15 protein-coding genes are annotated in these 23,225 nt (G+C 74.3%); 11 read left to right on the plus strand and 4 right to left on the minus strand.

Features of this window, described 5'->3' with window-relative positions:
- Positions 1-5 precede the first annotated feature (5 nt).
- Complete coding sequence (locus ACZ7N4_RS07320; protein WP_471354755.1) at positions 6-245, minus strand: hypothetical protein; 240 nt, start codon at positions 243-245, stop codon at positions 6-8.
- A gap of 176 nt (positions 246-421) precedes the next feature.
- On the opposite strand from ACZ7N4_RS07320, the gene ACZ7N4_RS07325 reads away from it, so the two are divergent.
- Positions 422-1,786 (plus strand): FAD-dependent oxidoreductase, encoded by a 1,365-nt coding sequence (locus ACZ7N4_RS07325; protein ID WP_471354758.1) that lies wholly within the window; start codon positions 422-424, stop codon positions 1,784-1,786.
- 369 nt (positions 1,787-2,155) lie between these two features.
- Here ACZ7N4_RS07325 and ACZ7N4_RS07330 read toward each other — a convergent pair whose 3' ends face one another.
- Positions 2,156-6,754, minus strand: a complete 4,599-nt coding sequence (locus ACZ7N4_RS07330; protein ID WP_471354760.1) for a hypothetical protein — start codon at positions 6,752-6,754, stop codon at positions 2,156-2,158.
- 156 nt (positions 6,755-6,910) lie between these two features.
- On the opposite strand from ACZ7N4_RS07330, the gene ACZ7N4_RS07335 reads away from it, so the two are divergent.
- From ACZ7N4_RS07335 to ACZ7N4_RS07345, 3 genes are all read left to right on the plus strand, one after another.
- Positions 6,911-7,876, plus strand: coding sequence for a DUF1152 domain-containing protein (locus ACZ7N4_RS07335; protein WP_471354762.1), 966 nt, complete (start codon positions 6,911-6,913; stop codon positions 7,874-7,876).
- Between the two features lie 573 nt (positions 7,877-8,449).
- The gene (locus ACZ7N4_RS07340) at positions 8,450-9,706 is read left to right on the plus strand and encodes a hypothetical protein (RefSeq protein ID WP_471354764.1); all 1,257 of its coding nucleotides are present in this window, start codon (positions 8,450-8,452) and stop codon (positions 9,704-9,706) included.
- A 39-nt stretch (positions 9,707-9,745) separates the two neighbouring features.
- Positions 9,746-10,066 carry a DUF1232 domain-containing protein gene (locus ACZ7N4_RS07345; protein ID WP_471354766.1) on the plus strand — a complete coding sequence of 107 codons (321 nt, stop codon included), beginning with the start codon at positions 9,746-9,748 and terminating at the stop codon, positions 10,064-10,066.
- Here ACZ7N4_RS07345 and ACZ7N4_RS07350 read toward each other — a convergent pair.
- The gene (locus ACZ7N4_RS07350; RefSeq protein WP_471354768.1) at positions 10,047-11,114 is read right to left on the minus strand and encodes a hypothetical protein; all 1,068 of its coding nucleotides are present in this window, start codon (positions 11,112-11,114) and stop codon (positions 10,047-10,049) included. The two genes, ACZ7N4_RS07345 and ACZ7N4_RS07350, sit on opposite strands and share 20 nt — an antisense overlap.
- 251 nt (positions 11,115-11,365) lie before the next feature.
- On the opposite strand from ACZ7N4_RS07350, the gene ACZ7N4_RS07355 reads away from it, so the two are divergent.
- The 7 genes from ACZ7N4_RS07355 to ACZ7N4_RS07385 all read left to right on the plus strand — a co-directional run bounded on the left by ACZ7N4_RS07355 (position 11,366) and on the right by ACZ7N4_RS07385 (position 22,484).
- Positions 11,366-11,983, plus strand: coding sequence for a helix-turn-helix transcriptional regulator (locus tag ACZ7N4_RS07355; RefSeq protein ID WP_471354770.1), 618 nt, complete (start codon positions 11,366-11,368; stop codon positions 11,981-11,983).
- 322 nt (positions 11,984-12,305) lie between these two features.
- Entirely contained in the window at positions 12,306-12,920 is a 615-nt protein-coding gene (locus tag ACZ7N4_RS07360; protein ID WP_471354772.1) for a toxin, read from the plus strand.
- A complete protein-coding gene (locus tag ACZ7N4_RS07365) occupies positions 12,917-14,080 on the plus strand; it encodes an MAB_1171c family putative transporter (RefSeq protein ID WP_471354774.1) in 1,164 nt (387 codons plus the stop codon). Before ACZ7N4_RS07360 ends, ACZ7N4_RS07365 begins: the two co-directional genes overlap by 4 nt.
- 79 nt (positions 14,081-14,159) lie before the next feature.
- Positions 14,160-15,296, plus strand: a complete 1,137-nt coding sequence (locus tag ACZ7N4_RS07370; protein WP_471354777.1) for an MAB_1171c family putative transporter — start codon at positions 14,160-14,162, stop codon at positions 15,294-15,296.
- 32 nt (positions 15,297-15,328) lie between these two features.
- Complete coding sequence (locus ACZ7N4_RS07375) at positions 15,329-16,774, plus strand: NAD(P)/FAD-dependent oxidoreductase (protein ID WP_471354779.1); 1,446 nt, start codon at positions 15,329-15,331, stop codon at positions 16,772-16,774.
- 306 nt (positions 16,775-17,080) lie between these two features.
- Positions 17,081-19,585 (plus strand): SpoIIE family protein phosphatase, encoded by a 2,505-nt coding sequence (locus ACZ7N4_RS07380; protein ID WP_471354781.1) that lies wholly within the window; start codon positions 17,081-17,083, stop codon positions 19,583-19,585.
- Between the two features lie 160 nt (positions 19,586-19,745).
- The gene (locus tag ACZ7N4_RS07385) at positions 19,746-22,484 is read left to right on the plus strand and encodes a SpoIIE family protein phosphatase (RefSeq protein WP_471354784.1); all 2,739 of its coding nucleotides are present in this window, start codon (positions 19,746-19,748) and stop codon (positions 22,482-22,484) included.
- Positions 22,485-22,919: 435 nt separating this feature from the next.
- On the opposite strand, the gene ACZ7N4_RS07390 is transcribed toward ACZ7N4_RS07385, so the two are convergent.
- Positions 22,920-23,156 carry a hypothetical protein gene (locus ACZ7N4_RS07390; protein ID WP_471354786.1) on the minus strand — a complete coding sequence of 79 codons (237 nt, stop codon included), beginning with the start codon at positions 23,154-23,156 and terminating at the stop codon, positions 22,920-22,922.
- Positions 23,157-23,225 lie beyond the last annotated feature (69 nt).

Below are 23,225 nucleotides of genomic sequence, written 5' to 3' on the forward strand. Positions count from 1 at the left end.
CGGGGTCAGCCCCTGCGCCGGTGGCCGTGTCGGCTCTCGTAGTGGTCGAGGAGGGTTTCCTCCAGCCGGCGGTGGACGAGGCCGAGTTCGCGGATGCCCCGGCTGTTGTCGACGCGGAAGCGGATGCCGAGGTCCTGCCGATGCAGCCCGAGCAGCCGTCGCACCAAGTGGCTGCCGACGAATCCGCCGCCGCCGGTCACCGCGACGGTCGCCCCCGGGACGACAGCACCCGCGCCTGCGCCCACGCTCGCTCACCCCTCGTCGCCGGGCCGCGCCCCCACGAGGCCCACATAAGCAACTCCTGGGAAAGCCATAAGATCAGCTTATGAGGTCATAGACGAGACCCCCGTACCAACTTAGGTCTGCCTTAGTTTAGGCTTCCTGATCAAGTCGCCCATTCACGCTCGAAGGGAACCTGATCATGCCGCGCCCCCTGCGGGTAGCCATCGTCGGAGCCGGCCCCGCCGGGATCTACGCCGCCGACGCCCTGCTCAAGTCCGAGGTGGCCGCCGACCCCGGTGTGTCCATCGACCTCTTCGAGCGGATGCCCGCCCCGTTCGGCCTGATCCGGTACGGCGTCGCGCCGGACCACCCGCGCATCAAGGGCATCATCACCGCCCTGCACCAGGTGCTGGACAAGCCGCAGATCCGCCTGTTCGGCAACGTCGACTACCCGACCGACGTCAGCCTGGACGACCTGCGCGCCTTCTACGACGCGGTGATCTTCTCCACCGGCGCGATGGCCGACCGTGAACTGTCCATACCGGGCATCGAGCTGGACGGCTCCTACGGCGCCGCCGACTTCGTCTCCTGGTACGACGGCCACCCGGACGTGCCCCGCACCTGGCCGCTGGAGGCCGAGAAGGTCGCCGTGCTCGGCGTCGGCAACGTCGCCCTGGACGTCGCCCGCATCCTCGCCAAGACCGCCGACGAGCTGCTGCCGACCGAGATCCCGCCGAACGTCCACGACGGCCTGAAGGCCAACAAGGCCGTGGAGATCCACGTCTTCGGCCGCCGTGGCCCGGCGCAGGCGAAGTTCAGCCCGATGGAGCTGCGCGAGCTGGACCACTCCCCGAACATCGAGGTCATCGTCGACCCCGAGGACATCGACTACGACGAGGGCTCCATCGAGACCCGGCGCGGCAACAAGCAGGCCGACATGGTCGCCAAGACGCTGGAGAACTGGGCGATCCGGGACGTCGGCAACCGCCCCCACAAGTTGTTCCTGCACTTCTTCGAGTCGCCGGCCGAGATCCTCGGCGAGGACGGCAAGGTCGTCGGCCTGCGCACCGAGCGCACCGCCCTGGACGGCACCGGTAACGTGAAGGGCACCGGCGAGTTCAAGGACTGGGACGTCACGGCCGTCTACCGCGCGGTCGGCTACCTCTCCGAGAAGCTGCCCAAGCTGCCCTGGGACATCGACTCCGGCACCGTCCCGGACGAGGGCGGCCGGGTGATCGAGGAGGGCGGCACCCCTCTGCAGTCCACGTACGTCACCGGCTGGATCCGGCGCGGCCCCGTCGGCCTCATCGGGCACACCAAGGGCGACGCCAACGAGACCGTGGCCAACCTGCTGGACGACTACGCGAGCGGCCGTCTGCACACCCCCGCCTCGCCCGAGCCGGAGGCCGTCGACGCCTTCCTCACCGAGCGGAACGTCCGCTTCACCACCTGGGAGGGCTGGTACAAGCTGGACGCCGCCGAGCGTGCCCTGGGCGAGCCGCAGGGCCGCGAGCGCGTGAAGATCGTCGAGCGTGAGGACATGCTCCGGGAGAGCGGGGCGTAAGCTCCCGGCTCCTCTTCCGCCCCAGGGGCCGGCGCCCGCGCGCCGGCCCCACCACCGTCCGGGCACGCCCCATCGGCGTCCAGGTATGCCCCACCGCCGTCCAGACCCCCTCCCGCACCGTTCAGGCCCACGCGGTCGCCGTTCAGGCCGCCTCGCTCTCCCTTGGAGCCTTCCCGCCGCCGGTCAGGGCCGCCCCGCATCCGTGCGACGCGCCCGGCCGCCGTTCACCGGCGCCACCACCCTTCCGGCGCGTCCCGCCGCCGGCCAGGGCCACCCCACGCCCGTTCAGGGGCCCCGCGTCTTGCTCAGGGCCACCCCGACCCCGTTCGGGGCCGCCCGGGTCCGTTCGGGCGCTCGACCCGCCTCCTTTCAGGCTTGCGCCGCCCGGGCGAACAGTTCGTGCAGCGGCACCGGTGAGAGCAGCCGGGTGAAGGGGCCGTGCACGCCCTTGCCCGCGCGGACCGCGCCGTGTGTGGCCAACTTGTCGGTCTCCACGGGCAGGTGGGGGGCGTCGAGGGTCTCCCAGGCGCCGGGGGCGAAGGCCGTGCGCCCGGCCCGGGCCCGCCGGCCGGTCTCCACCGCCCCGACCGCCACCAGTTCCGCCTGTGCCGCCTTGTGCCGGGCGGCCGTCCAGCCGTTCCAGCGGCGGACGTTGCGGTCCGTGGGCCGGGCGAGGGCGCGCAGCTGGAGGTGGAGCGCGGCGGCGTCCGCACCGACACCGAGCCGCTGTGCGACCTCGGCGACCAGGGCGGGGGCGCTGAGCGCGGGATTGGCCTCGTAACCGCCCGGGGGTACCGGAGTCCCGGCGGCGCGGGCAGTCATCCGGCCCAGTCCGTCGAGCAGCGCCCGTATCCGCGTGACCTCCTCGCGGAGCCGGGGCAGGCCCAGCCGGTCGCATAGCTCCCGTGCCCGAGCCATGTGCTCCGGTTCCGTGAGGGCGGCCGTCCGCAGGAAGAGGTCCCCGCTGGGGACCGCCACGACGAACGTCCCGTCCTCCAGTGCGGTGGGTGCTTCCGGGACGGTGTCCGGGAGCGGCTCCGGGCACGGGAGTGCGGTGCCCGCGAAGGGCCGGAAGGCCGGGTCCCCGGCGGCGGCCCGGGCCAGGGCGGAGGACGACACCAGCTCGACCAGTGTGTCCGGCGCGGCGAACCACGCCCGCAATCCCTCGTACAGCTTCACCGCCCCGTCGGCCGCGGGGTCGCCGACCGGACGCTCGGTGAGGGCCCAGGCGATCACCGACAGCGTCTCGGCGTGCGGCGCCCTGTCCCTCCGTATCCACGCGCCCGCCGTGCCGTCAGGCCCCGCCTGGTGCAGGTGCAGCCGGCCGGTGCGGCTGCCGACCAGGACGTGTCCGCCCGGTTCGGCCGGCGGGCGGCCGGCGGGCAGGGCGCGGGCCCAGTCGGCGGGCAGGCCCAGGTCCCCTTCCAGGGCGCCCGCCAGTTCCTCGTCGACGTAGGGCCGGGTGCCGAGCAGCTCGGCCCAGACGGCGGCCATCCGTTCCGCGGCCCGGACGAGCCCGTCCGCCGTCCACAGGTCAGCCGGGTCCTCCGGGACGCCGGCGGCGAGCAGCCGGCGCCGGCCGTGCGGGCCGAGGCGGTGCCAGAAGCCGTCGTACTCGGCGCCCGTGGTCCTGTTCGCCTTGTAGGGCCTGGAGCGCAGCATCCTGGCGTGGTCGTCGTGCCCGGCGCGGCGCGGGAGGCCGGCCAGCGCCAGGGTGGCGACGGGGCGTCGTACTCCGGTGCGCCAGGAGAAGACGGCGAGGGCCTCCGGGGTCAGCGGCACCGGGCCGTTCTCCTCGACCAGCTCCAGGAGGCGGGTGAGGCGCCCGCCGTCGTCCCGGGTGACCGTGACGGTCCGCTCCTCCTCGGTGCGGGCCGGTGCGGGAGCCGTGGCCGGCTGGACGAAGCGGCGGAGTCCGCCGCGTGCGGGGCCCGCGGCGGTGCGGGTCCCGGTGGTCAGCTCCTCCTCCGGGGCCCGGCCGGTGCGCCAGGTGCCGCCGGGTTCGGCGAAGGGCTGCCGGCTCCAGGTCCGCAGGAGTGCGTTGAGCGCGGTGCGCTCGGCCTCGGGTGTGGTCTCGACGGCGGTCCGCCAGGCGACGGCGTCGATGGCGCCGAGCAGCACCTGCCATTCCGCGGGGCGTGCGGGCGGGGCGAGGCCGCGGGTCTCGTCGTCGATCTCGTCGCGCAGGAAGCGGCCGTCGGCGGCGACGGCGGTGAGGGTGCCGGGGTGCCGCTCGGGTACGTGGGCCTCGTAGGGGCGCAGGTCGGGCAGGAGACCGGAGAGGGCGGGGACGAGGGCGGTGTCGGGGATGTCGGCGGGAAGGGTCACGACCGGGCCGGAGCGCATGATGCCGACGCGGCGGGACAGCTCCTTCCGGCGCCGCAGCACGTCGGCCGCGAGCAGGGCCGCGCGCACCACTCCCTCGCGCACGCGGGCGTCACCGGCTTCGGGCAGCAGCCGGGTGACCCGGGCGCGCAGTGCGTCGTCCCCGGTGTCCCCGGTGTCGTGAGCGGCGTCCAGGAGGGCGCGCACGGCCGCGTCGCCGACGGTGCGCAGCGCCTTGGAGGAGCGTTCGTCGCGCGGGGTGAGGAAGTGCCAGAACGCGGGCGGCGGCACCGGGCCGGCTCCCTCGCCGAGGGTGGGCGGGTGGTCGCGGTCGCGTCCGGAGGGCGGGACGAAACCGTGGACCTGCCACAGCAGCGAGTTGTCCGCGGCGGCGTGGCAGCGGACGGTCGCCTCGCCGACGGTGACGGCGTCCTCGCCGCCTGCGGGGAGGCCGATGACGCCCCAGGGGTGGCGGCCGAAGCGGCGGCTGCGGTAGCGGGCGGTGCGGCCGTCGACCGACTCCAGCAGGAACTCGGTGGGTGAGGGGCCCTGGTGGGGCGTGCGGTTGAGGACGCGGCAGCCGACGAGCCGTCCGTCCTGGCCGAACGGGGAGGGCGGGGCGTCCTCGGGGAGCACCGCGAGGTACTGGCCGCCTTCGAACTCCTCCATGCCGGACGGGAGCTCCCGGTCGCGGTGGAAGTCCGGCAGGGTGCGGTCGGCCGCCGGGGCGCCGGTCACGGCGTCGTACGGCGTCCAGTTGCCTCGGGTGTGGAAGACCCCGGCGCCGAAGAGGCGCCGTCCGTCGCTCAGCTGGAATTCGTGCCCTCCGATGCCCTCGCGTCCGCCCGGCCGCAGTACCCGCTGCCCGTCGAACCGGCCGCCGCGGTCCGGGGTCTCGAACTGGTACCCGAAGCCGCCCTGGATCAGTCCGCCGTACGGCCGCAGACCGAAGCGGTCCTCCGGGGTGAACACCTCCTCCGGACGGTCGGCCCAGTACGCCTGGTCGGCGGAGGAGTAGCGGTCGCCGGTGCGCCGGCTGACGAGGAACCGGCCGCCGACGTAGTGGACGGCGTGCGAGGTCGCCTCGCCCGGCACCCGGAGGGAACAGCTCGCGCGGGTGCCCGAGGGGTCTACGGCCACGGCGCGGTCGGCGCCGAAGACGGTGAGGACGGGCCAGGTGCAGGTGACCCGGAGGGTGTCGGCCGGGCCGAGCTCCTCAAGGACCGCGTCCAGGGCGGGCCAGCCCAGCTCCTCGGGCAGCCCGGCGCGCAGGGCACGGGCCAGCGGACCGGTGAGGTCCAGCTCGGCCAGCGCCTCCTCGATGCCGTCCAGGGCGACGGCGGTGGGCCGGTCCAGCAGGCCGGACAGCTCGGTGACCGCCTCGTCGGCCGCGGCCAGCCCGCCGCCGCGCAGCTCGCCGAGCAGGCCCTCGATGCGGGTGTGCACCTCGGCGGTGATGCCGGCGTTGCGCGGCAGCCGGGTGATCGCGGTGCCGGAGCCGCGCAGCCCTTCGTGCACCGTGCCTTCGAGGCGGCGGCCGAACACCGGGTGGGCGGCCAGGGCCTTCAGGTCCCGGCGCGACCGGTCGTCCCAGAACGTCAGCCGTACGGCGTCGCCGGGGTCCGCCACCTCGATCCCCTCGGCGAGGCAGGCGTCCAGGAGGTCGGCGTCGAGGGCCGGCCAGCGGTACTTGTCCTCGTGGATCACCACGGGTGTGCCCGCGGCGCGCAGCCGTGGCGCGAACCGGGAGACGATGGCGAAGAGTTCCGCGGGCATGGGCTGGCTCGCCACGCCGCCGTAGGCCACCTTCTGGTGCCGGTACGTGCGCGTGTACTTCCCGAGCCAGCCGGCCAGGCCGCCCTCCGGTTCCAGCCGGCCGGCGGCCGCCGCGTCCACGATGCCGCCGCGCAGCAGCAGCCGCAGCCAGGCCGCCGCGTCCTTGCGGGAGTCCGGGAACAGGTCGAGCAGCGCGGCCTGCACCCGGGGACCTTGCGGATGGTCGCCCAGCGGTCCGGCGGCGGCCTCCAGCAGGGCGTCCGGCACCGCCTTTCCACGGGCGGCGCCGAGGACCTGTCCGAGCACCCGGGCGTCCTCGTCCGTGCCCAGGCCGGCGGCTCGCGCGGACGCCCCGATCCGGCGGGCGAGGTCTGCGGGGAGGTCCCCGGGCGAGGCCGCCCAGGCGGTCAGCGCGCGCACGTACTCCTCGTGCGCCTCGGCGGGCGTCAACTGCCCGGCCAGCCAGCGCTGGTGCTCGCTCAGCTCCTTCACCGGCAGGGCTCCGCGTGCCGCGAAGAGCAGCGCGTTGGCCCGCCGCCAGACCGGGTCGACGGGCAGCGCGTGCTCCTGCTCCGCCTTGCGGGCCAGGGAATAGGCCTTGGCCGCGGCACCGCCGGGGTATCCCAGCAGGCGGTGCGCCACCGTGTCCCAGAACCAGGGCAGATGCGCGGGAGGCAGCCCGCCCGCCGGCCGCCGCAGCCGCTCGAGGCAGCGCCCCATCTTGGGGTACGCGGACGACACGGCCGCCGACACCTCGTCGAGCAGGGCGACGGCGGCGCTCTCGGCGCCCGGATCGCGGGACGCCGCCCAGCGGGCGTAGGTCCTGGACCGGTGGGGTTCCGCGGGCAGCAGGTCGTGAGTGAGCATGCGGCGATCTTGGCACGAGGCTCCGACACGCGTCCGGGCCTGTGGACAACCCTCGCGGACGGCCGGCCCGGGCCTGTGGACGACCGGGGTCGTCTCGGGGGCCGTACCGCGCAAACCCCGAACCGGCCCCGGGGACCGCCCTGTTAGGGTCCTGCGGTGTTCTCGCTGTCCGAACCCCCGTTCTTCGCCCGCCTGCGCGAGGCTCGTCGCGTCCTCGTCGCCGGTGCCGGCGGCGGCTTCGACGTCTACGCCGGGCTGCCCCTCGCCCTCGCCCTGCGGGCGGTTGGCAAGGAGGTGCACCTGGCCAACCTGTCCTTCGCCGACCTGTACGGCCTGGACCTGGACACCTGGGTCGAGGCGGACGTCGCCGCCGTCCGCCCGGACACCCCGTTGCGCGGCGACTACTTCCCCGAGCGGGCGCTCGCCCGGTGGCTGCGGTCGCAGGGCCTGCCCGACACCGTGTACGCCTTTCCGCTCACGGGTGTCGAGCCGCTGCGCGCCGCCTACCGGGCGCTCCTCGCGCATCTCGGCGGGGTGGACGCGATCGTGCTGGTGGACGGCGGCACGGACATCCTGATGCGCGGGGACGAGCACGGGCTCGGCACGCCGGAGGAGGACATGGCGAGCCTGGGCGCCGTCGCCGGGCTCACGGAGGTCCCGCACCGGCTGGTGGCCTGCCTGGGCTTCGGTGTGGACGCCTACCACGGGGTCAACCACGCGCTGGTCCTGGAGAACCTGGCCGCCCTGGACCGCGCGGGCGGCTATCTGGGCGCGTTCTCACTCCCGCGCGACAGCCCGGAGGGCGCCGCCTACCTGGACGCGGTGGCCCATGCGCAGGACTGCCACGCGAGCCGTCCGAGCATCGTGCAGGGGTCCGTCTCGGCGGCGCTGCGCGGGGACTTCGGCGACGTGCGGTTCACCGAACGCACCCGGGACAGCGAGTTGTTCGTCAACCCGCTGATGGCCGTGTACTTCTGTGTGGACCTGCCCGCGCTGGCGCACGCCAACCTCTATCTGGAACGGCTGGAGGGCACCGTGCTGATGCGGCAGATCAGCACCGCCATCGCCGGGTTCCGCGACGAGGTGCCCCGGCAGCGGCCGCCCCGGGCGTTCCCGCACTGAGAGCCCACGTCGTCGGGTGCCCGGCCGGCGCAGGACGGGGTCGCGGCCCCCGACCACCGCGAGTGCCGCGGTCGGCGGGACGGGCACCGCCGTCCGGCCGGGGCCGACGCCGAGGGCCGGGCCTGCCGACGGCGCTCGTGCGGCAGGGCGAGAGGGGGCACCGTCCACAGCGGAGGGAGCGTCCGGCTGGGCACGGCGACGACCGCGTCGGTCGTACCGCGCCCGGTGAACGCGCCTGGGGAACACCTGCCGCCCGCTCGCACCGTGGGTGAAGGACCGGGTCGGCTGGGTGAGGAGGGTGAACGGGGGCCGCCCCTGAGCGGATGGACGGGCGGTCCCCGTTCGCCGGTCATTGTGGGCTCCGTGCGCGTGGGCCGGGCACGGGTGTGCGGCGGTCGCCTGACGCGCACCGCGCGCATCCCCGGCGTACCGCACGCGCCCCGGGCGTGTGGCGCACACCCCGTGCGCCGGTCGCACCTCCGGGCGACGCGCGGGCCGGACCCCCCGGCCGCCGTGTCGCCCGCCGAGCAGTGATACTGGGAAGCTCACCCGCTCCCATCAGCAGATTGGCTCATGTCGAACTCCGCCGGCGACCGCGCCACCATCCCGCAGACCCTCTGGGCGGCCCGGGGCCGCCACACCGGTCCCGCCCCCGAGGACGTCGTCCGCCGCACCCTGCGCCGGCACAAGGACAGCGGGGACATCGACGACTTCGCCGAGCCGCCCTCGGCCGAGGATCCGGAGTCGCGGGTATTCGAGGCGCGCTGGCGGGCCGGCGGCACGGTGACCGTGCGGGCCCGGCTCACCCTCGTACCGCGTCAGGGCCGGCCGCAGGGCCACGAGTGGCGGCTGGTCGCGGAGGCGGAGCACCGGTGGGACGACGCGTGGCCCTCGCCCGCGACCCTGTTCTGGCCCGAGGCCGGCGCGGACGAGGACGGCTCCTGGGACCACCACCCCACGCTCACCGGCCTGCGCTTCCGGCAGGTCAACGCGCTGCCCGAGGACGACAAGGACATGCGGCGCCTGCTGCGGGACGCGGCCCGCGAGGCGTGGTGCGTCCACGTCGTCGTCCATGAGGCGATGACGCCGGACGAGCGGGGCCGGCTGCCGCTGGCGCGCCTGCTGCCGCCAGGTCTGCGGCACCGGGTGGTGGAGCACCGGGCCGCCCCGCAGCAGCTGCGCGGTGTCAACTGGGCGCTGAAGGACCTCGGTGTCGAGGTGCCGCGCGGCGGCGCGGTGCTGCTGCCGCCGGACCCGGCGCCGGAGGGCGGCTACGACGGCCGGGAGCACAGCGTGCGCAGCGTCTTCCTGGACGGTTCGGAACCGGCCGAACTCATCGCGGCGCTGCGGCGCTTCGTCGCCCTGCCCCGGCCGCTTCCGCAGGGCGCCGAGGAGGCGTTGACGGACCTGCGCGACAACTGGACGCTGCTGACCCTTGAGGAGCAGCTGGAGCGTGAGCGGCGGCTGGTCGCCATGTACGCCGAGGCGCTGGAGGCGATGACGAAGTCCCGGGACCTCTACAAGCAGGCCGCCGAGCAGGCGCTGGAGGCCCTGGCCGCCTACCGGGACGTTCCCGTGCCCGCCGTGCCCCAGCAGCGTCCCGCCGCCCGGACGCCGACCCCTCTGCAGCAGCTGACACGCACGTTCGAACGGCTGAAGCTGACCGCCAAGGGCCGGCAGCAGCCGGAGCCCGCCGCGGGCGTCTCCCCGAACAGCGCACCGGACGCCTCCCCGAGCGGCGCACCGAACGGCACCCCGGCCGGGTCCGCGTTGGAGGCCGGCCAGGGCGGGGGCTCCGAGGAGGACACCGATGACCGGTCGTCGTCGTAGGGGCTGGACCAGGACGAGGAACCGGGGCCAGGATTCCGTATGGACACGACCACGACCCTTCTGACGATCGCCGCCGTCGTCGCCGCGGGACTGCTCGCCGTCGCGGTCGGTCTGCTGGTCCGGCTCGTGCGTGCGCGGCGGACGCTGCTGCGGGCCGGGCTGCCGACGGGACCGCGCTGGGTGTTCTGGGGTGCGGTCGCGTATCTGCTGCTGCCGACCGATCTGCTGCCCGACCCGGTCTACCTGGACGACATCGGTGTCCTGCTTCTAGCCCTGCGCAGCCTGCGGGCCGCCCGGCCGCTGCCGCCGGGGACGAGCGGAACCGGATCCTGTCCCGACGTCACGCGGCCCGGCCGGTGACCGCAGCCGCGGTGACACCGACGCTCAGGTGTTGCGCCACGGCGTCGAGAGCCGCATCGCAGTGTTCCCTGTCGGGGCCCGACACGACCCAGTAGGCCAGGCGGTCCTCCGGCCCGGCCGCGGGTGACGCGAGGACGTGGGCCCCCGGCCGCTGGAGCAGGCCCATGGACTCGAGCAGCGGATGGCGGGCGGCCTCGGGCGAGACGTCGAGGTGTTCGATCCGGCCGCTCACGGAGGGGTGGGCGAAACCGACGGCCGCCGCTCCCTGCCGGGTCGGGGTGAGATCGGGCGTCCTGCCCGCGGCCAGGGCCGCGCAGACGAGCGGGAGGTCCACTCCCGTGGCCCGCTGGACGAGCAACGGGACGAGATCGTCCGCCAGGCGGGCTTGCACGTCGGTGACGCGCGGGCCGAGCGAGGTCAGCCTCATGCCGATGTGGAGGACGCCGAAGGTGAGGCCGACGGCCCGTACCACGCGCTGTACGGTCTGGCGCACCAACGGGTTGTGCAGCAGGGTGTCGTGCGCGTAGACGGAGTGGCGCGTCACCTCGCGGCCGCCGGTCGAGCCGAGAGTCGTCCGTGTGACGGCGACGATCCGGATGTCGCCGTCGGGCAGGACGACGGTCTCGGCGGAGATGACGGCCCCGTCGGGATGCTCGTCGCCGTTTCCCGGCGTGTGGGACTGACATATGTGGTGCCGTGTCAGCAGTCCGCGCAGCGCTGTGGCATCGCTCAACACAGCCAACGCTTCGGCCGAGGCCGCCGGGAGGCCCAGCCGGCCGGCGAGGCGCGACGCCGTGACCAGGTGGTCCGGCACATGGCTGAGCACACCGCACACGCCGTGACGGGAGGCGTGGTCCATGACCGCGTCCGCGATGGCAGGACCGTGGACGAGGTCGGCCGCGATGTGCTCCAGCACATAGGGTCTGGTCCAGGCCGGCGCGGTGGTGTCGACGAGTACGACCGGGTGCGCGGCGGCGATCCGCGCGAGATGGAACTCCGCCCCGGCCGCTGCCGATCCGGCGCCGATCAGCAACAAGGGCTCGGACATCGCGTCACCTCTCGGCGGGGTAGGGGCGGACAGCCTGGACTCCGCTGAGAGGCTCGGCTACGACAACCAAACCGCACAGCTGGTCTGTTGGATCACCCTGCGCGGTGATCCTGCTACCGGACGCCATGTCATGTCAACTCAACCTGCGAGCTCATGCAGGTTTTCTCGACACTGTCGACCAGGTAAGGCGATCCGGATACCCTCGCGTACGTCCCCGCCCCTGATCAGCGACGTGCCCGGGAGAATGCTCGGTGGCAGCAGACGATGCCTACGCAAGACTGGCCGGAACCCTGGAACGCCTCCACCATGCCGTCGGCCGGGCCGAGTTGACGGACGTGCTGAACACGCGGGACCTGTCCTTCGAGACGGGGGTCCCCGAGGCCGTGGTCGAGCTCCTGCTCGCCGGCGGACGGGCCGAGGAGGTCTCGGTGGCAGAGCGGGTACGGCAGCGGCTCGACCTCCTCCGCGAGACGCGCCGGCGCGAGGACGGGAAGAAGTACACCCTCGAAGAGATCGCCGCGGCGGCGGGCGTGACCCGTCAGACGATGAGCGAGTGGCGCAGGAAGGGCCTGCCCAGTCTGGAGTCCGCCGACCGGCTCCGACGGTTCTTCTCCCTGCCGCCCGGCTTCTTCTTCGCCGACGAGCCCGAGGCGCTCAACGAGGCGCTGCAACGGCATCTGCAGTGCCTCGAGTCGCGGTCGGACCCCCTCGCCGAGCTCCGCACGCCCGAGATCCTGCGGCTGGCCGCGCGGGGACTGCTGTCGCCGAGCGGGGTGCGGGCGATGGCCCAGTGGGCGGAGGGCATCACACGGCCCGCCGCATCCGGCGTCGACGGCGGCGGTTCGGCACGCAGGGGGCCCGCGTGGTGATCCGCGGGTCCGGCGGGGAGCCCCGCTCGCCACGGACCGTCGACGGGTCCCACCCGCCGCGGACCGCCGACGTGCCCCACTCGCCTCAGGTCACCGAGGCCTCCCGCTCGCCGCAGCTCACCGGAATACCCGACACACCACGCACGGCCGGAGCGCCCCCCTGGCCACGCACGGCCGGAGCGAGCGACCGGCCACGGGCTGCCGGAGCGACCGACTCCCCACGGACGACCGGGACGCCCGGCTCGCCATCGACCGCACCAGTGCTCAGCTCACCCCAACCCCCGGCGGCCCCTGCGTCTTCCAGCGGGCGGGACGGGGGCCGGTGACCGCGATGACCCGGCTGCGTCAATGGCAGCGGTTACGGCAGCGCGACAAGGAGATGCGGCAGTTCGCCGAGCTGCTCATCTCTCCGGTCCGCGCGAGGCTGAGCAGCACCGGAGCGGACGAGGACCTGTCCGCCGTAGAGGCTCCGGAGGATCCCGAGTCGTTGTTCGAGGCCCTGGTCGAGTCGGCCCGGCGATGGCGTGGCGAGCGCAGGCTCGTGGTGCACCGGGTGCACATCCCACGTGAGTTCAAGGCCACGGGGATGTGGCTGGAGCGCACGGACCAGGACGACGTCATCATCGAGCAGGACGCGGAGATCTGGCACCAGGCGCAGATCTTCGGCCACGAGCTGTGGCACATGAGGCAGAAGGACGGTTTCACCCCCGAGCAACTGGCGGACGGTGCCTGGGAAGCGCTGGAGGCCGGGCATGTGCACGGCGCACAGCCGGCCGCCGCGCGTTCCCGTTTCGACGAGGACCCCGAGAAAGAAGCCGAGTTGTTCGGGATCCGGGTCGGGCAGGAGATGCGAGCACTGATGGAGCGCGATGTGATCACCGGCGAGACGGCCCGCCGCATCGCGGACTCCCTCAACTATCGGGGGAACCGGAAATGAGCGGGGCGATCAACTACATCAGCTGCGGCCTGCTGTGGGTCGGTCTGCTGGTCAAGCTGCCCGGCCTGATCCGGCACTGGGGCGAACGCTCACTTCGCGCGGTCAACGGGGTGCTGGCGCTCGCGTCGCTCTGCTTCCTCTTCGGAGCGCCCGCTTCGGTGCAGGTGATCAATCGGGTCAGCGGTGTGCCCAACCTGGCCGCTCCCCTGACCTACGCGTCGATCACGGCGTACAGCGCGGCGCTCCTGATCATGATCGCCTGCTGGCGGGGCGGCCCGTCGCTGCGCCGGAGGACGCTGAGCTGGATCTACGGGTACACGGCCGTACTCACCGGCATCGGCGCCCTGTTCGTGTTCGGGGACGCCGCCGAGGAGCGCAGCAGCGACTTCGACACGTACTACGCGACGACCCCCTGGATCGCCGAGATGGTCGTCCTGTACCTGATCGCGCATCTGACGGCCGCGGTGGTCAGTGCGGTCTGGTCGCTGCGCTGGGGTTGCGAGGCGGAGGTGCGGAGGCGGCCCTGGCTGCGGGCCAGTCTGCTGACGATCGGCACGGGCACGGTGATCAGCTCCGGGTACAGCGTCTGCAAACTGATCGCGGTGGTCGCCCGGTGGACCGGCCGGGACTGGCCGGTGCTCGGTACGTCCGTCCCGCCGTTGTGCGCCGGTCTGGGGGCGGTGCTCACCGTGGTGGGGGTCCTCCTGCCCATGACCGGTCACCAGCTGTCGGCCTGGCGTGACTTCTTCCGCCTGGCGCCTCTCGACGCCGTACTGGACCCGGTGCTCACGGACCGTGCCCTGCGTGTCGAGCGGCCGCGCTCGCCGTTCCTGTGGGGCACCTGGCGCTGGAGCACCATTCACAACGGTCTCCTCGCCATCGAGACGCTCTACGACGACAGGCTCTACGGCCACACCCTGGACGCGGAGTTCGAGAGGACCGGCGACTGGTCCCGGGCCACCTCCGCCGCGTGGGCCGCCACCATCGCCGCGGCCGTGCGGCGCAGCACCCAGCCGGCGCCGGAACCCACCGGCGAGCCGGCCCGGCTCTCCCACCCGCGCGACGCCGAGTCCCTCGTTCTCATCGCCGACGCCGTCAAGAGGTGCGAACGTGAGGGGCGGGCCGTCGAGCCGGACCCCGCCGCGGCCCGGTCGGTATGACCAGCGGACCGACCGCACGAGTGCCCCCACAGCCAGAGGACCTGAACGGAGCCACCGAAAGATGAGCCTTGTCGTGTATATGGCGTCTCTCCTTCTGGCTCTGGCCGCCATAATGCTTCGCCGGCCGCGCAGGACTCCCCGCTCCCCGCTGTCCATCGCCACCCGGGCCACCGCGTTCATCGCCGCCGTGTGCTTCTTCTGGTCCGCCCCGGTGACGCTCGCCGCCGTCAACCACGCCACCGGCATCCCCAACGTGGGCGCCCCGCTGACTTACGGCTCGATCTCCGCCCTGAGCTGCTCCCTGATCATCCTGCTGATCCACTGGAAGGGCGGCCCGAAGGAGCAGATACGCCGGATGACCCGGGTGGCGGTGGCCGTCTACGGCACGCTCATCGTCGCCATCGTCGTGCTGTTCGGCCTCGCGGACGCGCACACGGAGCGCCTCACCGACCTGGACACGTACTACGCGAACACCCCGTACATGCGGGAGATGATCGCCCTCTACCTGTTGGGTCATCTGGCGAGCACGATCGTCCTGAGCGCCGTCTGCCTGAAGTGGGCCCGCGACGAGGTCACCGGGCTGCTCCGCCTCGGCCTCCGGCTGATCCTGGCCGGGCTGCTGCTCGACGCCCTCGGATTCACCCTCGCCAAGGTGACCGCGGTCGTCGCCCGCTGGCTGGGGTACGACCTGGACTTCCTGTCCACCTCCGTCGCACCGCCGGCCGCCGCGCTCGGCGCCCTGATCTACTCCGCCGGGTTCGTCCTGCCGCGACTCGCCTCCGCGGCCGCCGCCGAGCGGCAGAGCCTGGCCACCTACCGGGCGCTGCGGCCCCTGTGGTCGGCGGTAAAGGACGTGGCGGCGACACCGGTCGCGGAACCGACCTGGTGGCAGCTGTGGTGGCAGCTGCCCAGCAACCGCCTCTACCTGCTGGAGGCCAACATCCGCGACGCGCTCCTGCAGTTGACGGCGTACTTCGACCAACGGATCGGCCAGGCGACGTACGCGGCCGCCGTGGAGCGCGGCGAGCAGCGGGAGAGGGCGCGCATCGCCTCGGAGGAGGCGATGATCATCGACGGGATACGCCGGGCGTCGGGCAGGGGCGACGGACCCGCCGACCCACCGGAGAAGTTCCGCGTCACCATCGATCTGGTCGAGCTGGCGAACGCCGTGCACCGCCTCGGTGAGGCGGCACCGGATCAGGTGAGAACCCAGTGACGTCGGCATAACAGCACTACAAGGAGAACCAGTTGTCACACAAAGCTGTCGTGGTCGGAGCCGGCATCGCCGGGCTGGTGGCCGCCGCGGCCCTGTCCCTCGCCGAGCCCTCGCTGCGGATCGTCGTCCTCGACAGGGACGAGCTTCCGGAGGGACCCGAGAACCGGCGGGGTGTCCCCCAGGGTCAGCACGCCCACCTGCTCATGGCCGGCGGGCTGTCCGCCCTGGAGTCCCTGTTCCCGGTGAGCGTGCGTGCCCGGCTCCTGGACGCCGGGGCCCACGAGATCGCCCTCGGCAACGGCATGCTGGCCCGCACTCCGGACAGCGGCTGGCTGCGCAGGTGGCGCAGGAGCGGCCCGCACATGATCACCTGCACGCGTGCCCTGCTGGACTGGGTCGTGCGGCAGGCGTTGCTCGACTCCTGCCCGAACGTATCGGTCCACCGGGCCACGGTGGAGGGGCTCCTCGGCGACGCCGACCGGGTCCACGGGGTCCGGGTCAGCGGCGCGGACGAGCGACTCGGGCCGGCGGTGGAGGCGGACTTCGTCGTCGACGCGAGCGGCCGCGGCTCGGGCAGCCTGAAGTGGCTCGGCGGGATCGGCATCGCGGGTGTGGAGGAGCGCAAGCTCGACTCGGGCCTCACCAACGCCACCCGGATCTACCGCACACCGGCGGGTGCTGAATCGTTCCCGCTGACGGTGGTGCAGGCCAACCCGTACGACGGCCGGCCCGGCCGCAGCGCGATGGTGCTCCCGATCGAGGGGAACCGGTGGATGGTCAGCGCGGGAGGCACGCGCGGGGGCGAACCTCCCCAGGACCCCGAGGGTTTCCTCCGGTACACGCTCGACCTTCCCCACCCGATCGTCGGTCAGCTCATCGCCGGCGCGGAGCCCCTGACCGACGTGGTGGTCAGCCGTGGCCGCAGCACGAGCAACGCCCGCCGGTACTTCGAGAGGTCGGTGCGGTGGCCCGAGCGGTTCGTCGTGCTCGGCGACGCGCTGGCCACCTTCAACCCCGCCTACGGCCAGGGCATGTCGGTGGCGGCGCTCGGCGCCCAGGTCCTGGCCGGCGAGCTGCGGCGGACCGGCCTCGTCTCCCCCGGCCTGTCCCGGCGTGTCCTGAACGGCGCGGCCCGGCACGTGGACACCGCGTGGGCCACCGCCGTCGGCATGGACGTCCTGTATCCCGGCGTGGTCGGCGGACAGCCCCGCCTCGCCGACCGCGTCACCGCCCGCTACGCACGCCGGCTGACCAGGGCCGCCACGGGCTCCATCGACGCGGCGGCGGCCCTGTGGGACGTCACCAGCCTCAGGGCTGCCCCGACGCGCGTACTGCACCCCAAGGCCCTGCTGGCCGCCCTGACCGGTCCGCCCCTCCCGCACATCCCGGAGCCGCCGCTACGGCCTGCGGAGCGTGAGATCCTCGACCGGCTCAAGAAGCGCCTGGAGCCGTCGCCCGCCTCCGGCCCCCTCCGTTAGTCCGCGTCCGCGGCGAACCTTCCGCCGGTCCCCTCCCGACAGCGACCCGGCCGGGCGGCGCGAGCCCGGCCCGGCTGCGCGGTCCCGACCGGTACGGTGCCCGGAGCGGAGCGGGTCCGCGGGGAAGCGGGCGCGGCCCCCCGTCGCTCGCGCCACAGCGCCGGCCTGGGCCCATTGCCGTAGGCGGCCCGCGAAGTACGCTCTCCCTCCGCTCCCCCTGTCTCCTGCCGCCCGGGTGCGTTCCGCGGGTCTCGTGGCGCATTCTTGCTGTGTCATCCCGGAGGCGCACGGGACGGGGTAAGGCCGATGGCTGGGAGCGGCGAGGAGGAGGTCCGGGGGCGGGCCCGGCTGACCGCGTTGCTGGCCGATGCCTCGACCGGGGCGCTGACCGCGGCCGGGGGGCGTGTGGCGGGGGTGTACCTGCGGTCCGGGGTGCCGGGGCTGCTCAGGCTGTCGGTGCTGGTGGGGCTGCCCGGACCGCTGTTCCGGCCCTGGTGGCGGCTGCACGTCGACCGGCCGTTCCCGGTCTCCGACGCCTACCGGCTCGGTGTCCCGGTGGTCCTCCCGAACGCCGTGGAGACCATGCGCCGGTATCCGCAGTTCGCCGCCGGTCTGCCCTTCCCGTTCGGGTCCGTGTACCTGCCGGTGCCGGGCGGGGATGAGCCGCTCGGGGTGCTCACCGTGCTGCACCCGGCGGTGTCGGAGACCGTGGACGAGCTGTTCGACCGCGATGTGCTCACCCGGCTGGCCGAGGACCTGGGCGCCGAGTTGCTCGGGCTGGCCGGCGGGGACACGAGCGCGGTGTTCTGGGACGGGGAGCCGTTGTGCCTGCGGCCGCCCGTGAGCGGGTCCGCGCGGGCCGCCGTAGGACGGTTCGGCTGGGACCCGGCGACGTCCGTGGTGCGCGCGGACGACCGGCTGCACGCCCTCCTCGGACTGCGGCACGGCGAGTTCACGGGGACGGCGGCGGCGCTCGCGGACGCGGTGGCCCCGGCCGACGCCCACCGGATCCTGGCCGCGCTGCGCGACACCGCCGCCGGGAAGCCGCCGGGCGCGCCGCTGAGCCTGCGGGCCCGGAACGGCACACAGCGGCTGCTGGACCTGTGGCCGGCCGAGCCCGGCAGCGCCGGACCGGCGGTCCTCGGGGTGGTGTTCGACCCCGGTGCGTCCGCCGCCGCGGACGGCGCGGCCGACCCGCTGCCGCAGGGTGTGTTCTGCCTGGACCGGCTGGGGTTGATCGTGTACGTCAACCCGGCGGCGGCCCGGCTCGCGGGCCGGCCCGGCCGGGAGCTGCTGGGGCGGACGCTGTGGGACGCGCTGCCCTGGCTGACCGGGCCGCCGTACGACGACCATCTGCGCGGTGCCCTGCTGTCACCGGAGCCGGTGCACTTCCACGCGCTGCGGCCCCCCGACGAGCGCGACGGAAGCGGCGAGGGCGACTGGCTGGCCGTCTCGGTGCACCCCGGCACCGACCTGCTGACCTGCACGCTCGTCCCGGCCAGCCGGATGGACGCCACCCGGGAGCCGGCCCCCGACGCACGCGTCCCCGAGGACTCGGTGGCGCGCGGTCACGCGATGGCGCCGCTGTACCGGCCGATCGCGCTGGCCATCGCGCTGACGGACGCGGTGACCGCCCGGCAGGTGTCGGAGGTGGTGATGCAGGAGCTGCTGCCCGCGTTCGGCGGCCGGCGGCTGGCCATCTACCTGCTCCAGGAACGCCATCTGTACCTGGCCTGGGAGACCGGGTTCCCGCAGGGCTTCCTCGCCCCGTTCGAAGGCGTCGGCCTCGACGCCCACCTGCCCGGGGTGGAGACGCTGACCACCGGCCGGCCGCTGTTCTTCGAGTCCATGGAGCAGATCGCGGCGGCCTACCCGGGCATCCCACTCGACGCGGACGTGGGGGCGCGTGCCTTCCTGCCGCTGATCGCCTCCGGCCGACCGGTCGGCTCCTGCATCCTCGGCTTCGACTGCTCACGCGGCTTCAGCACGGAGGAGCGTACGGTCCTCACCGCGCTCGCCGGGCTGATCGCGCACGCCTTGGAGCGGGCCCGCCGCTACGACGACGAGGCGGCGCTCGCCCGCGGTCTTCAGCAGGCGCTGCTGCCGCGCCGGCTGTCGGCCCACCCGCGGCTGGAGACCGCGGGGCGCTATCTGCCGGGGACCCAGGGCATGGACGTGGGCGGCGACTGGTACGACGTGGTGGAGGCCGGGGACGGGCTCGCCCTGGTCATCGGCGATGTGCAGGGGCACGGGGTGCAGGCGGCGGCCACCATGGGCCAGCTGCGCAGCGCGGTCCGCGCGTTCGCGCTGGGCGACCGGCCGCCGGACGAGGTGCTGAGCGGCACCAACCACCTGCTGATCGACCTCGACCCCGGCCAGTTCGCCAGCTGCTGCTACCTGCGCCTGGACCCCGCGACCGGCCGCGCCCGGATCGCCCGGGCGGGCCACCCGCCGCCGCTGCTGCGCCGCCCCGACGGCCGGACCCGGTTGCTGGACGTCCCGGGCGGTGTCGTCCTGGGGGTGGATCCGCAGGCCCGGTACCCGGTGGCGGAGCTGCTGCTCGAACCGGACGCGATCCTCGCGCTGTACACCGACGGTCTGGTGGAGCGGCCCGGCGCCGACATCGACGACGGCATCACGGCGCTGCGGCTGGCGCTCGCCGAGGCCGGTGCCGCGACGGGCCGGGGCGGCGGGCGCTCCCTGGCCGGGGTCGCCGACCGGCTCACCGCGACCGCCCGGCACGCCACCGACCGCCCCGACGACGTGGCCCTCCTCCTCGCCGCCCGCCGCCCCGCCGCCCCCGGCGGCTGACCGAGCGACTCGTCGGCCGGGACGGGACCGCGCCGTTCCCCCGCGCACCGCCGCGCCGTTCCTCCGCGCACCGCCCGGCTGCCGCCCTGCCTCCGGTCGGGCGTCGGTGCCTCGGGTGACGGTCTCGCCTCACGGCGCCGGGCAGTGTAGACATGGGCACATGGTGCGACTGCCCGGCCGGCCCGCGACCCGGCCGCCCCGTTCTCTCGGGAACCCGCGCGCACCGCACGGCCCACCGCCGCCGGGAGGCGGCGCGGGCGGCAGCCGGCCGGGGGTGCTGCGGTCGGCGGTGACCGGGCGCAGCGTGGCCGGTCAGGTGTTCCTCCTGCAAGTGGTGATCGTGCTGCTGCTGGTCGTCGCGGCGGTGGTGGCCCAGGTGCTCCAGGTGCGGCACGACAGCGACGTGGAGGCGACGAACCGTTCCCTCGCCGTGGCCGAGACGTTCGCCAACGCGCCCGGTACGGCCGCCGCGTTGCGCTCCCCCGACCCCACCGCCGTACTGCAGCCGCGTGCGGAGGCGGCGCGCCGGGCGACCGGCGTGGACTTCATCGTCGTGATGAACACCGACGGCATCCGCTACACGCACCCCGACACCGACCGCATCGGCAAGAAGTTCGTCGGCACGATCGCCCCGGCGGTGGCCGGCGACACGGTCACCGAGCACATCACCGGCACCATAGGGCCGCTGGTGCAGGTCGTGGTGCCGGTGAAGGACCCGCACGGCACCGTGGTGGGCCTGGTGTCGGCCGGCATCACCACCGCGCACGTGGGCGGGGCCGCCGACCGGCAGCTGCCGCTGCTGCTGGCCGCGGCGGCCGCCGCGCTGGCGCTGGCCACCGCCGGAACGGCCCTGGTCAGCAGACGGCTGCTGCGCCAGACACGCGGCCTGGGGCCGTACGAGATGACCCGGATGTACGAGCACCACGACGCGGTGCTGCACGCGGTCCGGGAGGGTGTGCTGATCGTCGGCGGGGACGGCCGGCTGCTGCTCGCCAACGACGAGGCGCACCGGCTGCTGGACCTGCCTTCGGACGCCGAGCGGCGGCATGTGCTGGAGCTGGGCCTGGACGACGACACGGCGGCGCTGCTGGCCTCGGGCCGGGTCGCCACGGACGAGGTGCACCTGGTCAAGGACCGCCTGCTGGCGATCAACCAGCGGCCCACCGATCTGCGCGGCGGCCCGCCGGGCAGCGTCACCACGCTGCGCGACTCCACCGAGTTGCGGGCCCTGTCGGGTCGCGCGGAGGTGGCACGGGAGCGGCTGAACATGCTGTACGACGCCGGGGTGGGCATCGGCACCAGCCTGGACGTGACGCGGACGGCGGAGGAGCTGGCCGCCCTGGCGGTGCCCCGGTTCGCGGACTTCGCGACGGTGGACCTGTTCGACGCGGTGCTGAGCGGGGAGGAGCCGCGGCCCGGAACGGCGCTGCGCCGCGCGGCCTGTGCGGGCGTCCGCAAGGAGGCCCCGCTGTACCCGGTCGGCGAGCGGATCCGGTTCGTGGCCACCTCGCCGCAGGCCCGCGCCCTGACCACCGGGCAGTCGGTCGTGGTGGAGCGGCTGCGCCAGGAACCGGGCTGGCGGGCGCAGGACCTGGAGCGCACCGACCAGGTGCTGGCGTACGGCATCCACTCGCTGATCACGGTGCCGCTGCGGGCGGGCAGTCTGGTGCTGGGTCTGGCGAACTTCTGGCGGGCGCAGAAGCCGCAGCCGTTCGACGCCGAGGAACTGGCCCTCGCGGAGGAGCTGGTGGCGCGGGCGGCGGTGTCGATCGACAACGCCCGGCGGTACACCCGTGAGCACAGCATGGCGGTCACCCTGCAGCGCAGCCTGCTGCCGCGGTCGCTGCCCGAGCAGGGCGCCCTGGAGATCGCCTACCGGTACCTGCCGGCGCAGGCGGGGGTGGGCGGCGACTGGTTCGACGTGCTGCCGCTGTCGGGAGCCCGGGTGGCTCTGGTCGTCGGGGACGTGGTGGGGCACGGGCTGCACGCGGCGGCGACCATGGGCCGGCTGCGTACGGCCGTGCACAACTTCTCCTCCCTCGATCTGCCCCCGGACGAACTCCTCGGCCTGCTGGACGAACTGGTCGGCCGGATCGACCAGGACGAGACCCCGGCGTCGGGCGCGGCCGAGGTGACCGGCGCGACCTGCCTGTACGCGATCTACGACCCGGTCTCCCGACGCTGCGTCATGGCCCGGGCCGGTCATCCGCCGCCCGCGCTGGTGCACCCGGACGGCACCGTGGAGTTCGCCGACCTGCCCGCGGGGCCGCCGCTGGGCCTGGGCGGGCTGCCGTTCGAGACGGCGGAGCTGGAGCTGGCGCAGGGCAGCCGGCTGGTGCTGTACACCGACGGGCTGGTGGAGGACCGGGAGCGGGACATCGACGAGGGGCTCGGCCTGCTGCGGGACGCCCTGCGCCGGACGCCGGGCGCCTCCCCGGAGGACACCTGCCGTACCGTGCTGGACCGGCTGCCGGCCCGGCCGAGCGACGATGTCGCGCTGATCGTGGCCCGCACCCGCGTGCTGGGCGGCGACCGGGTCGCGCAGTGGGAGGTGCCCACCGACCCGGCGGCCGTGTCGCGGGTGCGGGCCTCGGTGACCCGGCGGCTGGCCGACTGGGGTCTGGAGGAGCTGGCGTTCACGACGGAACTGGTCCTGAGCGAGCTGGTCACCAACGCCATCCGCTACGGGCGCGGCCCGATCGAGGTACGGCTGCTGCGCGACCGCACGCTGATCTGCGAGGTGTCCGACAGCAGCACGACCTCGCCGCACCTGCGGTACGCGGCGAGCACCGACGAGGGCGGCCGGGGCCTGTTCCTGGTGGCCCAGCTCGCCGACCGCTGGGGCACCCGGTACACCCCGCACGGCAAGGTGATCTGGGCGGAGCAGCCGCTGTCCTGAGCGTCCGCGGCGGCGGGGAATGTCCGTCGAGGGCGCCCTGGGCGGGCGCGCCGACCCTCCTCCCCCGCCCTGCTCGCCGCCCGGAAAGCCTGGACGCCGGGCATGTGCCCTGCGGCAGGTGCGGGCCGCCGGGAGGCCGCCGAACTCGGTGGGGCCACCGTGGGGCGAGCGACTGCGGCCGGGGCGCCGGTGGGCGGCTCGCGAACGGGGGCCGGCGGACGACCGTCCGGAGGCGGAGGCCGCCGCCGGGGTCACCGGCGCGGACCCGGCCGATGACGGTGAGGGGGTCGGGACGCCGGCGGCCCGGCGGACGACGACGCCGGGTTCGCCGCGTTCGCCTCGGCCGTGGCCGGCACGTGGCTGCGCGGTGACCGGGCGCGTGTGCGGTCCGCCGGGCCCGTTCCCGGTTGCCGGTTCGCCTGAGCGGGGCGGCGGTCAGCCGCCGCTGAGCCGGGAGCGCAGCAACTGCTTGCCCATTTCGGCACCCTTGCGGCTGTCGGACTGGGCCTTGCGGAACAGCTCCACGACCTCGTTGTCCTTGTCGCGCTCGGCGTCCTGGATGTACTGCTCCAGGCGCAGGGCGTTGCTCAGGCACGCCTCGACGTACCAGATGAGGTTGTAGTCCTTGTCACGGGTGCCGGTGACGTCGCCGGTCTCGCTGCTGCTGGTCATCCGAGGTGTCCTCCTTCGGTGGACCCTGTGTCGGTTCCGCTTGTCGGCACGCCGGGTACCCGTGCGACC

It is taken from the genome of Streptomyces sp. NPDC107654 (assembly GCF_055639035.1).

What these genes read in the sequence shown, in the direction of transcription:
- ACZ7N4_RS07325 (WP_471354758.1), top strand. Translation starts at nt 422, where the DNA reads ATGCCGCGCCCCCTGCGGGTAGCCATCGTCGGAGCCGGCCCCGCCGGG.
- ACZ7N4_RS07330 (WP_471354760.1), bottom strand. Translation starts at nt 6,754, where the DNA reads ATGCTCACTCACGACCTGCTGCCCGCGGAACCCCACCGGTCCAGGACC.
- ACZ7N4_RS07340 (WP_471354764.1), top strand. Translation starts at nt 8,450, where the DNA reads ATGTCGAACTCCGCCGGCGACCGCGCCACCATCCCGCAGACCCTCTGG.
- ACZ7N4_RS07345 (WP_471354766.1), top strand. Translation starts at nt 9,746, where the DNA reads ATGGACACGACCACGACCCTTCTGACGATCGCCGCCGTCGTCGCCGCG.
- ACZ7N4_RS07350 (WP_471354768.1), bottom strand. Translation starts at nt 11,114, where the DNA reads ATGTCCGAGCCCTTGTTGCTGATCGGCGCCGGATCGGCAGCGGCCGGG.
- ACZ7N4_RS07365 (WP_471354774.1), top strand. Translation starts at nt 12,917, where the DNA reads ATGAGCGGGGCGATCAACTACATCAGCTGCGGCCTGCTGTGGGTCGGT.
- ACZ7N4_RS07370 (WP_471354777.1), top strand. Translation starts at nt 14,160, where the DNA reads ATGGCGTCTCTCCTTCTGGCTCTGGCCGCCATAATGCTTCGCCGGCCG.
- ACZ7N4_RS07380 (WP_471354781.1), top strand. Translation starts at nt 17,081, where the DNA reads ATGGCTGGGAGCGGCGAGGAGGAGGTCCGGGGGCGGGCCCGGCTGACC.
- ACZ7N4_RS07385 (WP_471354784.1), top strand. Translation starts at nt 19,746, where the DNA reads ATGGTGCGACTGCCCGGCCGGCCCGCGACCCGGCCGCCCCGTTCTCTC.
- ACZ7N4_RS07390 (WP_471354786.1), bottom strand. Translation starts at nt 23,156, where the DNA reads ATGACCAGCAGCAGCGAGACCGGCGACGTCACCGGCACCCGTGACAAG.